This is a genomic window from Pseudomonadota bacterium (genome assembly GCA_037200975.1).
Lineage (GTDB): Bacteria > Pseudomonadota > Gammaproteobacteria > Steroidobacterales > Steroidobacteraceae > CADEED01.
This window is the reverse complement of sequence record JBBCGI010000001.1, coordinates 3,052,304-3,064,624: the sequence shown is the minus strand read 5'-3', so window position 1 is coordinate 3,064,624 and position 12,321 is coordinate 3,052,304. Positions and strand designations below refer to the sequence as shown.

Below are 12,321 nucleotides of genomic sequence, written 5' to 3'. Positions count from 1 at the left end.
GTGGAACCGGAAGGGAGGATCGGTTTTCACCTAGGACACGAGGTCCAGGAAGCTGTTGATCGAGAGCCGGCCGGTCCGCGGATCGGGATCCGGAACGAAGCGTTCGTCGATGCATCCCGAGTGCAGCGAATTGCGGCGATAGACCAGCATGCGATTGAACACCCCATCCTCTCGCGCGACCTGCTCGAACAGCGCGGTATCGCCATTGATGTAACCCGGGCCTGCGATCTGTGGCCGCAGGTTCTCGTCGCGTAACGAGCGCAGGTAGGTTTCATTGCGCGACTCGTCGATGTATTCGAAACCCGTCTTGCGGTGCCGGTAGAAAGCCGTGCCGCCGAACGGCTGCTTGAATAGATAGTGGATCGATGCGAGGCCGCCGCGCGAGAGGGAATCGACATGCGGAATGCGCTGCGGAATCTCGAGCTGCCCGGGCGGCGTGGTGACCAGCGAGAAGTGACAGAGTGAAAAAACCACGCGGCCGCCGGCAAGATCGAAATGTTGGGCGAGCGTGTCCGCCAACCGCGCCGCCAGCAGATCCTGGTAGGCCTGTGGAGCGGCGGTGCGGATGCCGGGGTAATAACGCGATTGGGCGGTGAATTTTTCCTGCGTGGCGATGTGCACCAGTTCATCGGCATCGGCGAGGAGATTGTCGATCACGAGCAGCGGCGCGCGTTCGTTGCCGATCGTGCGGGAGCGGATGGTGATGTCGCGGTGAATATCCACCCGCGAACTTTACCGCGTCGCCGGTCGCGGGCGCGCGGTGTCGGCCGATGCTGGCTAGGCAGGTTTGCTCGCGATGAATATTTTCTCACCCCGCTGGATGCCGTGGTTGAGGCAGTCCTGCGCGGACGCGGTGAACTCCGTCAGCGTCAGGCCGGACGCCGCGATGCGTTCCCGCAAGTCGCGGCCGTAGACCCGGACATGATCTTCCTGGCCGAAGTGACGCGCGCGCTCCGCGTTGGTTTTCACCGCGTCATTCTCATAGGTCTCGTCCCAACCTTCGACGATCGGCACCATGACGATGGCTTTTCCGCCCGGCGACAGGATGCGGCGCAGTTCGGACAGCGCCAGCTTGTCGTCGACGTGTTCGAGGATGTGGCTCGCGATGACGACGTCGACGCTTTCGTCGGGAAGGCCGATCTTTTCCAGCGACAATTGCAAGTCCGCGCGCCCCACTTCGATATCCGCCGTGCGGTAGAGCTCGGGCCGGGCTGCGCGCACCGCGCTGGCGACCGGCCGTTCCGGCGCGAAATGGAGCACCAGTTTGCCGGCGACGACTTCGGGGTGCTGTTGTAGATAGAGACCGAACAAGCGGTGGCGCTCCATCGAGGCGCAACCGGGGCAACCCGCGTTGTTGCGTGGTGGCGATCCCATGGGAAGAAATCTGCCGGTCTTGCCGCACAGGGTGCAGTTGCAGACATCGCCGCCGGTCGAGCGCGCCAGGAAACGCGCGACGTCGATGAGAGACCGGACTCGCGGACGATTGCGGACCACACCGGTGGCAAACGCCCAGAGGCGCTGGCGGGCGCCCTTGCGCGCCGTCCCGACACCTACCGCAGAATCGACCGGAGTGATCTGGTCCCGCGGCTCGCATGCATTCTGCAGGCGCTGCGCGCGCGCGCTCAATTCGATTGCCGTGGTCGCCAAAGTATCTCCAGGGTCGCTGCCTTGCAGGGTGCCCCGATCGGAGCGGTCCTATGATGCAGTTCGCCCCGGGTGACCGCGCCGTCAGACACGGCCGACTCGTGGTGCAGGCGGAATCCTGTGCGAGCGCCGGCGTCCTTATCGCGCGCCCGAATCGCGGTGCCTGCGAAGCGTCTGCGCGGGCGACTCTCCAAAAGCCCCTCTGTAGTAGCCACTGAATCTCGACAGGTGCACGAACCCGCACTCGAGCGCAGCGGAGGTAACCGTGGTCGATGGGCGCGGCGAGAGCAGCATTTCGCGCACTTTGTCGAGCCGGATCGAGCGCAAATGTCGCAGCGGTGTCGTGCGGCGATGTTCCCGAAACCCGGCTTCGAGACTGCGAAGGCTCACACCCAGGTGTGCCGCGATCCGGCTCACGGTCAGCTGGCTGGAGGCAGTCCTCATCAGCTGCTCGGCCTCACGGATCAGGCGCGGCGGCAACACCCGCGGTCGCGCGTCGAATTCGTCCGTGTAGTTGTGCCGGTGCTGATTCAGCACGAGGGAAATCATGAATTCGTCGAGGCTGGCCGCCGACGCTGCCGGCAAAACCAGATTCATGTTCGCGTATCTGACGACCAGCCCGACCGCTTCGGTCCAGGCCTTTTCCAGCGACGGTGAAAACGGCCGCAACTCGAAACGCAGTCCGCGGTCGAGCGGGCGATTGAGGATGCGGGCGCAGTGCTCTTCGACCCGATCGATGTCGAGTTTCACCGAGCGTTGAGCGAAGTGTGCATCGAGCTCCACGTGTGTCCGCAGATCCGCGGACATCGGCAGCGTCTCACCCGGGCGGAGTGCGACGGTCACGCCCTGCTGGGTGGCGACTCCTCCCCCTTCGATGCAGGTCCGCATCAGCATCAAGCGCGGAAACTCACCTGCGTCGACCTTTGCGCGTGCGCCGTACCGCAGATCGACCACGGGCTGCAGTCCGGGCTGGCGGATGCCGAAGACGCCCGGGACGGCGCCTCTCGTACGTTTGAATTGCGTCTTGTGGGGGCAGTAGACCCGGCCCACGGCTTGCGCAAGGTTTTCAAGGTCGAAACTTCGCAAACGGATCTGCGGCGTCGTGGTCACCGGATCTTCCCTGTGAATCCACTGCGAAAAGAGGATAGCGGCGCGGGAAATGGATATTGCGGGCGTGTTGGCCGCGACAGCATTGAATCGAAGGTTCGAGGTGAACCTGCAATCCACGGGAGATTCCAATGTCCACGCTCACGGCTCTTGTATCCATCGTCCTGGTCCATGGCGGGTTCGCCGACGGCTCCGGATGGGAAGACGTTTACCGAATACTGAAGAAAGACGGGTATGAGGTCAGCGTCGTCCAGAACCCAACTACTTCGCTGGCCACCGACGTGCTCCTCACCCGGCAGGCAGTGGCTGCGCAGACTTCGCCCGTCATACTCGTCGGGCACTCTTACGGCGGGAATGTGATCACCGAGGCCGGCAACGATCCGAAAGTGGCCGGTCTCGTGTACATCGCCGCGTTCGTACCGGATGCGGGCGAATCGGTCGGCTCCCTCATCAAGGATCCGGCGCCCGGCGCCGTCGTGCCTCCGATCCTGCCGCCGCAGGATGGCTTCTTCTATCTCGACAAGAAAAAGTTCGCGGAGAGTTTCGCGGGCGACGTGGCGCCGGACAAGGCGGCGTTCATGGCGAACTCGCAAGTTCCGTGGAGTGTGCAGGCATTGGGAGATCCGATCTCCACGCCCGCATGGAAGTCGAAGCCGAGCTGGTACCTGGTCACGACGCGCGATCTCATGATCCCCACGCCCGCGCAACACGCCATGGCTGCGCGCGCCGGCTCCGTGGTGCAGGAAATTGCCGCAAGCCACGCGGTCTACGTGTCCAGACCGAAGGAGGTCGCGGCGTTCATCGAAAGAGCGGCGCGCGAAACGGCGGCCGCGAAGCCTCGATGAGCCGCACTTGTAACCCAACGTCATGGCTGCCACGGAGCGGCGGCCACTGTATTTCCCGGGGCGGCGCGACATTTAGATCGTATACGATTAATTGCCATGCGCGGTTTGTACCAGCCGTATCCGTTCCAGTCAATCGCCTGAGATTGAATCGCATACGATATGATCTGCGGACGGTGACAAACCGCCTTCCCGGAGACTCGAGGCACGTGAAAAACAAAGCGCAGACGGAACTCGCCTCGACGCTCGCCGATTTTCTTTGTTATGCCGTCTATTCGACCAACCTGGCTTTCGGCCGGGCGTACAAACCGCTGCTCGACAAAATCGGCCTGACCTATCTGCAATACGCGGCGCTGATCTCGCTCGCCGAAGAGGACCATCAGACCGTCAGCGGCCTCGGTGAGAAGTTGTTCCTCGATTCCAGCACGCTGACTCCCGTCCTCAAGAAGCTGGAGGCCATGGGATACGTAACCAGAAAGAGAAACCCGCAGGATGAACGGCAGGTGCGCATTGGTCTCACCAAGGCGGGCCGTGAGGTGCGTCAAAAAGCGTTTTCCGGACGTACCGCGCTGGTCGACGCTACCGGCTTGTCACCCGCGGAGTTCACCCGCTTGCAGCGGGACCTTGTGACTCTGCGAAGCAGTCTGCTGGACTCGACTGAAACATGAGAATTTTCCAACGATGCGCTTGACGGCCCCGGGGCCGGCGGCCGCTTGCCGCGCCACATCCGTGTTGTCGCGCGGCCAATCGCAACGGACATTGCCGGGCATCATGAAGCTCGACCTCGTCTGCTGCGTGAGCACCAGGGAATCCTGCACCGGCGAGTGAGTCATCCGGCACGACTCCACGTATACACGTGACGCCTGCGGCGGAACGCGTTTGCCCGCGCCGTCGAAAACCCAGAACGCATCCATCAGTTCGACTCCGACCGCCTGCGCGCTGGCGGGATTCTGCAGCGATCCATCTTCCTTGCCGTATTTCTGGCGCAGCGCCGCGATTTGGACATCCGCCCTCCGTATTTTTCGGCCTCATGGGAAAGACGGCCGTCCCCATCGAATATGTCAGGGCGTCCCGGCGGTTCGGCGCCACCTTCCCGGCGCGCCCCTACAATGCCCGCATGAACATTTCAGATGACGATCTGCGCGCGTGCGTTCGAGTACTGCGCGCGATCGAAGCGGATCGCTCGCACCTCACGCGGCTCACGCAGGAACAGCGCCGCGAGCTGCTTACCCTCGCCGGCCTCGTCGCAAAACCCGAGCGCCATGATCTCGTCCGAATGGCGAAGGCCTTTCGGCGCGCCGAGCGGGAGGCCGCCAAGGAGCATGACCGCAAGGCCATCGAGCAGGCGGGGCTGCGCGTGCAGCGCCGCTCACCGGTCTTTGCGCCGTTATGGCTGGAACCGCCCAAGCCGGAGGACCTCGATGAGCGCCCGCGTCTCCACCAGGAGCGCGATTGCTACGTATGCAAGCAGCCGTTCGCCACGGTGCATCGCTACTACGATTCCATGTGCGAACCCTGTGGCGAATTCAACTACGCCAAGCGCGAGCAGAGCGCCGACTTGAGCGGCCATTACGCGGTCGTCACGGGCGCGCGCGTGAAGATCGGCTACCAGGCCGCGCTCAAACTACTGCGCGCCGGGGCGCACGTCATCGTCACGACGCGTTTTCCGGTCGACGCCGCCGATCGCTACTCGAGCGAGCCGGACTTTTCTTCGTATCGCGAGCGGCTGCAGATCCACGGGCTCGACCTGCGCCACACGCCGAGCGTGGAATTGTTCACCAGATTTCTCGCCGAACGGTTGCCGCGGCTCGACTACATTCTCAACAACGCGTGCCAGACGGTGCGGCGGCCGGCGGGGTTTTTTCAGCATCTGCTGGCGCGGGAAACGGACTCGATCGCAGCGCTGTCGCCGGATCTGCGAGCCGTGCTCGCGGGCCATCACGAGTTGGGCCGGATGCTCGGAGCGTCGCGCACGCAACTCTCGGGATCGCTCATCACGTCATCGGAACACAGCCCTGGCGAGGGCCTCTTGCACAGCGCGGCCCTCTCGCAACGGCGCTATCTGGACGACGATTACCGCGGCGGCGAGACGCTCTTTCCCGTGAATCGCTTCGACGAGGACCGTCAGCAGGTCGATCTGCGGGAGATGAACAGCTGGCGGCTGCGCATGCACGAAGTCGAAACGCCCGAGCTGCTGGAAGTGCAATTGGTAAACGCGATCGCGCCGTACATCCTGAATGCACGCCTGAAGCCGCTCATGGTGCGCACGCCCGGCTCCCACAAACACATCGTCAACGTCAGCGCGATCGAGGGGCAGTTCTATCGCGCCACGAAGACCGAAAAACACGCGCATACCAACATGGCGAAGGCGGCGCTGAACATGATGACGCGCACGAGCGCACCCGACTTCATGACGGACGGCATCCACATGAACGCGGTGGACACCGGATGGATCACCGACGAGGACCCCGCCGTCCACGCGGCACGCAAGGCCGAAGCCGGGTTCTCACCGCCGCTGGACATAATCGATGGAGCGGCACGGATCGTGGACCCGATATTTGCCGGTCGCGTCAGCGGTGAACAAGTGTGGGGGCAGTTTTTGAAGGACTACAAGTCGGCGCCGTGGTAGCACGCCACAGCTTCTTTTCAAAATGTCTAAAGTATAAAAAACCGTCAACAGTCTGCCGCCCGAGACCACTCTCTCGATCAACTCTCTACTGGTCGCTGTACACCGGCGCGGCGAAGGTTTTTGCTACTCCCTACGTGTCGATTACTCCCTGCTAATCTTGCCTAGCCAACTAATCGACACAAGTTTCGCTGAAGGCGAAATGCGTTGTGTCAGTCGCCCAGTCCTGGAACGGCATCCATTACGTCCTTGAAAGTGAGGCCACCAAGCACTGCTGCCAGCGCGAGCATTGCCAACAGACCCAACATGTAGAGCCGCGTTTCGGTCGCGGTAAGTGACTCCCACAGATCCCTATTTTCGACAATTTTGCTTTCACGTTCCTTCATGCCTGCATTGTAGGCGGCGAGCGCTCGCTCCAAGAACAGCGTAGCGACGAGAATCGCGGATATCCAAGGCGGAAATCCTGCCAATACCGCCAATGACAAAGCTAAGCACATCGCGGTGACAAGCAACCTAATAGCCCAGTCGTCCGCACCTGCGCTAGGACGGGAGCCCCATGTCCTAGGCCAGCGCAAGATCGCCCATCCCGCCGACCTTTTCAGGTATCGAATCGGGGGCAGTACCACAGCGAGTACAAATATTCCTGACAGCACAGACGCAGCAGTCGCGACGCGCCACTGGTCTCGCAAACGTGCTTTCTCGGGGTCGGCAATTTTTAAAGCCCTAGCTCCCGTACTCTCAGCAGAGTGCAATTTCTCTTGCAATTCCATGACGGTTTTTTTTAGGAGTTCATTCTCTGAAAGAGCTTGGGCCAGCGGTGTATTTCTGACCATCTTTATGGCCGTAATCGCCTCCGGTAGGGAGATCTTGTTTCCGTAGTCAAGCGGCCGATGGTCAGCAAATTTCACTGAAACCTTCGAAACCTTCCCGAGTTCCCTGGATTGTCCGGTGAGAGCGCGAGCATCCGCGCGATAGCTCTCCCGATGGTGGCTCATCGTGCCGAAAACATTGATGAACGGAAGCATTTCATCGGTTCGATCGAGCAGATAGGGGCTTGTGTGCAGCATTACACGGCTCTTTTGCTTGATGACTCGATCTCCGACGTTGAGGCGCGCGAAGTTTATCGCGTCCAGATCATCGATCTTTCGAACTGTATAAACGACTATCTCCGATGCTCTGAACGCTTCGAGAACCTGACTTTTCAGCTGTTCTGCGATTCTGGCGCGTTCTTCGGGCAACGCGATCCAAGTCCATGAGTTGTTGCCAGGTATTTCCTTCTGATACACGTCTAACATGGATCCTTCGACGAAGAAGGTAACGCGATCTCTCGAAGACAACTCATTCAGATCGAGGGACGGTGGATCACCATCGGAAAACCAAGTGAACGCTGCCCGCATCGTTTGTTCAATGATCGCGTTGCCATCGACATTATGTGTTTTGCCGTCTTCCGTGACACGGAGGGTAGCTAGCGCCTCTGGAGTCGAGTTGGTGACGCGAAAAGTAGCACGCCGATGTAACAGATCTTCGACATTTGAGTCCAGCTGCTTTGCGAGTTGAGCTTTAGCCCGCAGGATGCGAACGAGAGAATCCTTAAATTGCTGTTTTGCCGAGTCGCTCCTGGATATTTCGATAGTGAGCCGATCAAGAACCTCAATTGCATCTTCGTAGTGGAACGCCGCGAATAGTCCGCGTTTTCTCCAGCCGCCCACCTCGACAATATTGTTGCCTCGACGGTCCGTACAGTCGATGCCAACGGCATCGCTTCTATTGCGAGTCTCCATGTGAGCAAACAACAATAGATCGTGACCTGCTTGAAATGCATTCCATGCGACATCGCCGAACGACATGCGGTTCGAACCTTCCGCGCAGTGCATGCGATAGATGATCGGCCCCATGTTGCTAAGATCATCGGTAACGACGAGCTCAGTCTTAAAGCCGGGCGCCGTGACCTTCGCGCCGCCTTCCATCAAGATTTCGCCCTCGCCTCGCAGCAAGTTCTTCACAATGCGCGACGAAAACGTAACCATGTCGTCATCCCGGCCAGTCAGCTGCTTGACCGAGACGTGAGCGGTCATCAGACCACCGAGCATTCCTTTCAATTGTCGATAAGGGACAATGTTTTCGTCTAGCGTATTTGCGCCAGCGGTAATCCTGGGCGCATCAGCAATCACGTGTAAATTGGATCCGACACTCAAAGAACCCAAACCCGGATAGTGTTTGCCGATTGTCAGTATTGGGGAGTCATTCAAGCCAGCTACAAAGTGTGCCGCAGCCGTCACGACGCGATCATTTTCTTCGGCAAAAGTACGCGTACTTAGATCGGGTCGTGTTTCAAGCTTCTTGGCGCGATCGAGCACCGGGCTCATGATCATGTTTACGCCTAGCGCATGTAACTGGTGCCCTAACAATTGTCCATTTTGTCGAATTAGTTGCCCGTCTTCTGTCGCTGAGAGTGTCAGAGGCTCAACCGGATCGATCGAAAGCAGCGTCTCGAAGCTGCTAAGACTTGGAATTTCCGCGTCTCCTGCAAGAAAGAGAGGCAGACCAGCCGGGCTATCCAGCGCGCTCAGCTGAAGCATGTTGTGAAGATTGATTGCCGCATTCACATGAACCGCCGGAGTTCCATCCATTCCGGCGTACAGATAGCTAGCCAGAAAGATGCCACCGACTCCTCGCTTTGCGATTAGATCGGTTGTCCTTGTCTCGTTCGCATTTCGCACATCTGCCGGCACTCCAAGTATTAGTAGTTGCCCAACATTGCGGCGAATGTCCTCGGGCGTGGATATCCCTTCAACGTAGGACTGGATTGCGGCGATCTCTGAGCCAGTGAGTTCCTCGCATGACGCAGTCGATGCCACCATTGTCAGCAAGAGCACCGATGCGCCCATAAGCGTTTTTCTGCGATCTTTGCGACGAGCGTACGACGCTCGTTCTTCTGAAAGGGAAGCAATGCTCCTTGACGGCTTCCACGGGGGAGAAAGTTGCATTTGGCGCTCCTTAGTTCTTCTTATCGGAATTCCCTCTTATTACTGTCGCGAACCTGCGATTTCTCCCACCTGCACACCCAAGTTCACGGGCTATCGAGTCGATCGGATAACCCCGTCCCTTGAGGTCTCTTGTAAGTTAGGCCTAGGAAATCCAGCAATACCGCGACTTACGCGCGTTTTTGCAATTCTCGGTTCATTTGGATTCCGCCCCGTCTAGACTTCGCGCGCTTCGCCCATCCCGGTGAGCTCACTATCGATGAGTTGCTATCGTTTTGAAGCTGCTGATTCCGCGGCAAATGGCCGCGTCAAATTCAAGGAATTCGTCGTTGGTAGGCGAACTAGCGAGATTGCCGATCTGCACTGAGATCAGGCGCCAATACTGCCTGCGTTTACCCCCATGCAGCGCGGCTCATGGAAACGGACGGCATGTCTGAATTTTTGAATCACCCGTTCGGACTTCTGCGGCTGATATCCATCGCGGCCATGATGGCCGCCGCGCTAACCTCGGGCGCTTCCGCCTCCGACGCGTTGGCTGGACGGTAGTCGGGCGCCTTTGTTCGCGCGCGCGTCTTGGAACTGGTAGACACCGCGCGCAGAAAATGCAGACGTTGCGGCAGAGAGCGTTTCGCCGCCGCACTGTCTCTCGGTGTTTCGCGCGAGCTGAACGACGCGGTCACCGGTCACGTGCGCGACATGGCCCAACGGAAATACTTCGAACATCGCGGCAGCGACGGTAGTCAGCCGAAGGACCGCGTGCGCCGCGCCGGTTACCAATCGCGCCTTACGGGCGAGAACATCGCGTACGGCCCGGAATTGGCCAGAGAGGTAGTTGCGGGATGGCTGGCCAACCCGGGTCATTGCGCGAACATCATGGATTCGAGATTCGAGGACATCGGGGTCGGTCTAGCCACCGGCCGAAAGCGAGGGCAGGTCCACCGGATGCAGGACTTCGGCGCATCGTACTAGCTCCATCACAAGCGAAGAATATTCGCGCGCGTGTCGCGTCAAAAACCACCGACTTCTCGACGCGTCCAGAATGCTAAGCCATACTGCCGCGGCATAGGTGTCGCACATAAAATAATAGGGACGATTTATCGTCATGCTTCAGGGACTTGGTCGCCTCGGAGCGCTTGCCGCGCTGTTATCGCTCATCCTCACATTGCCCGCTCGCGCCGCCGATTGGCAGCCAGTCTCGCCCGAGGAACGGCAGATGAAGTCCGAGCCGCAGGCTCCCGCGGCGGCGGCTATCTATCTCTATCGCCAGGTCGATCGCGACGACGCGAACTCCACGGAGTCCACCTACTCACGCATCAAGATCCTGACGGAGGAAGGACGCAAGTACGCGAACGTCGAGCTCCCGTATGTCAAGGGCGTCAGCAGGATTACCGGGCTGGAAGCGCGCGTCATTCGACCGGATGGCAGCATCGCCGATTTCGACGGAACGGTGTACGAGAAGCCGATCGTCAAGGCGCGCGGCGTCAAGGTGATGTCGAAGACCTTCACGCTGCCGGGCGTGGAAGTCGGCAGCATCGTCGAATACCGCTACCGCCGGGTGATGCCGAGCGGATGGGCTTTCAATTCGCGCTGGTTGCTCAGCGACGAATTGTTCACGCGGCGCGCCGTGTTTTCGTTGCGGCCCGCGAACGGCTTGTTGCTGCGGTGGAGCTGGCCGCTCGGCCTGCCACCCGACACGACGACACCGGAAAAGGTGCGCGGCCTGATCCGTCTCGAAACGCGCAACGTGCCGGCTTTCATCACGGAAGAGGACATGCCACCGGAAGACGTAATGAAGTATCGCGTCGAGTTCATCTACGAAGACCAGGATAGCGACCAGAAAGACGAAGCCCAGTATTGGAAGGTATTCGGCAAACGCTCCCATGCCAGGGTTCAGCGCTTCATCAAAGCCGACCGGGAGCTCGAGCAGGAAGTCGCGCGGCTCGTGCAGCCGGGCGATTCCGCCCAAACCAAAGCGCGCAAGCTCTACGCGCGCGCTCAGCAGATCCGCAACCTCTCGTTCGAGCGCCAGGCCACCGAACAGGAAACCGAGCGCGAGAAGCTCGCGGACAATGACGACGCCCAGGACGTGCTCAAACACGGCTACGCCAACGCGGACGAAATCACCTGGTTTCTGTACGGCTTGCTGCGCGCCGCGAAGCTCGATGCCTCGCTCGTGCTGGTCTCGACGCGCGACGAAAGCTTTTTCGATCCACGCTTCATGAATGCGCGTGACCTCAACACGTGTGTCGTGCTCGTCAAACTCGACAACAGCGTCATGTATCTCGATCCCGGTGTGCCTTTCATGCCGTTCGCGTATCTCCCGTGGAACGAAACGGGTGTCAGGGGGTTACGCCTCGACGCCGACGGCGGGCAGTGGTTGACGACGGCGCTGCCCGGCGCGGCCGAGTCGCGCGTCGAGCGCAAAGCATCCGTGAAGCTCACCACGTCGGGAACACTCGAGGGCAAGGTCACCGTGACCTACAGTGGCCTCGAAGCAAGCTGGCGTCGCATCGCCGAGCGCAACGAAGACGCCACCGAACGGAAGAAGGTCCTCGAGCAGGATCTCGAGGCCGATGTGCCCTCCGGCGTCGACGTGAAACTCACCAATACGCCGGATTGGAGCGGCTCCGACGCACCGCTCGTGGCCGAATTCGACTTGCGCGTACCCGGTTGGGCGGCCGCGGCAGGCAACCGTTCGCTCATTCCCGTGGGGCTGTTCGGCGGTTCGGAAAAACACAAGTTCGAGCACAGCGCCCGCGAGCATCCGCTGTATTTCTCGTTCCTCCATCAGCACACGGATGAGGTCGCGATCGAACTACCACCGGGCTGGAAGGTCAGCAGCCTGCCGAAAGCGCGCACGGCGGACATCAGCGTCGCGCGATATAGCTCGAGCGCCCAGAATACCGGCGGGACGCTGAGCATGAAGCGGGAGCTCGTGCTGAACACCATCATCGTCCAGCAAAAATTCTACGCGCAGGTGCGGGACTTCTATCAGACGGTCCGCGCCGGCGACGAGGATCAGGTGGTCGTCACGCCGGGCGCACCGCCGGGTGCCACTGCCAAACATTGAGGCGCCTGGATATGGGGCTCGCGAAATTGTTGAGTGGAGGCCTGGCGT

11 protein-coding genes are annotated in these 12,321 nt (G+C 60.3%); 6 read left to right on the top strand and 5 right to left on the bottom strand.

The window, feature by feature from the left end:
- Window positions 1-30: 30 nt before the first annotated feature.
- The 3 genes from WDO72_13825 to WDO72_13815 all read right to left on the bottom strand — a co-directional run bounded on the left by WDO72_13825 (window position 31) and on the right by WDO72_13815 (window position 2,754).
- A complete protein-coding gene (locus tag WDO72_13825; GenBank protein ID MEJ0086761.1) occupies window positions 31-723 on the bottom strand; it encodes a DUF6445 family protein in 693 nt (230 codons plus the stop codon).
- A gap of 54 nt (window positions 724-777) precedes the next feature.
- Window positions 778-1,647, bottom strand: a complete 870-nt coding sequence (locus WDO72_13820) for a class I SAM-dependent methyltransferase (GenBank protein MEJ0086760.1) — start codon at window positions 1,645-1,647, stop codon at window positions 778-780.
- Window positions 1,648-1,782: 135 nt separating this feature from the next.
- Window positions 1,783-2,754, bottom strand: a complete 972-nt coding sequence (locus WDO72_13815; protein MEJ0086759.1) for a helix-turn-helix transcriptional regulator — start codon at window positions 2,752-2,754, stop codon at window positions 1,783-1,785.
- 128 nt (window positions 2,755-2,882) lie between these two features.
- On the opposite strand from WDO72_13815, the gene WDO72_13810 reads away from it, so the two are divergent.
- From WDO72_13810 to WDO72_13800, 3 genes are all read left to right on the top strand, one after another.
- A complete protein-coding gene (locus tag WDO72_13810) occupies window positions 2,883-3,596 on the top strand; it encodes an alpha/beta hydrolase (GenBank protein MEJ0086758.1) in 714 nt (237 codons plus the stop codon).
- 206 nt (window positions 3,597-3,802) lie between these two features.
- The gene (locus WDO72_13805) at window positions 3,803-4,261 is read left to right on the top strand and encodes a MarR family transcriptional regulator (protein MEJ0086757.1); all 459 of its coding nucleotides are present in this window, start codon (window positions 3,803-3,805) and stop codon (window positions 4,259-4,261) included.
- Between the two features lie 13 nt (window positions 4,262-4,274).
- Entirely contained in the window at window positions 4,275-4,421 is a 147-nt protein-coding gene (locus WDO72_13800) for a hypothetical protein (GenBank protein ID MEJ0086756.1), read from the top strand.
- Window positions 4,422-4,719: 298 nt separating this feature from the next.
- Here WDO72_13800 and WDO72_13795 read toward each other — a convergent pair whose 3' ends face one another.
- Entirely contained in the window at window positions 4,720-4,857 is a 138-nt protein-coding gene (locus WDO72_13795; GenBank protein MEJ0086755.1) for a hypothetical protein, read from the bottom strand.
- A 12-nt stretch (window positions 4,858-4,869) separates the two neighbouring features.
- Here WDO72_13795 and WDO72_13790 point away from each other — a divergent pair, with 12 nt between their 5' ends.
- Window positions 4,870-6,222, top strand: a complete 1,353-nt coding sequence (locus WDO72_13790) for an SDR family oxidoreductase (protein ID MEJ0086754.1) — start codon at window positions 4,870-4,872, stop codon at window positions 6,220-6,222.
- Between the two features lie 209 nt (window positions 6,223-6,431).
- On the opposite strand, the gene WDO72_13785 is transcribed toward WDO72_13790, so the two are convergent.
- The gene (locus WDO72_13785) at window positions 6,432-9,206 is read right to left on the bottom strand and encodes a glycoside hydrolase family 3 N-terminal domain-containing protein (protein ID MEJ0086753.1); all 2,775 of its coding nucleotides are present in this window, start codon (window positions 9,204-9,206) and stop codon (window positions 6,432-6,434) included.
- 570 nt (window positions 9,207-9,776) lie between these two features.
- Between WDO72_13785 and WDO72_13780 the strand changes: the two genes are divergently transcribed.
- Together WDO72_13780 and WDO72_13775 are read left to right on the top strand one after the other, a co-directional pair.
- Window positions 9,777-10,172, top strand: coding sequence for a CAP domain-containing protein (locus WDO72_13780; GenBank protein ID MEJ0086752.1), 396 nt, complete (start codon window positions 9,777-9,779; stop codon window positions 10,170-10,172).
- A gap of 244 nt (window positions 10,173-10,416) precedes the next feature.
- The gene (locus WDO72_13775) at window positions 10,417-12,273 is read left to right on the top strand and encodes a DUF3857 domain-containing protein (GenBank protein ID MEJ0086751.1); all 1,857 of its coding nucleotides are present in this window, start codon (window positions 10,417-10,419) and stop codon (window positions 12,271-12,273) included.
- The last annotated feature ends 48 nt before the right edge of the window (window positions 12,274-12,321 follow it).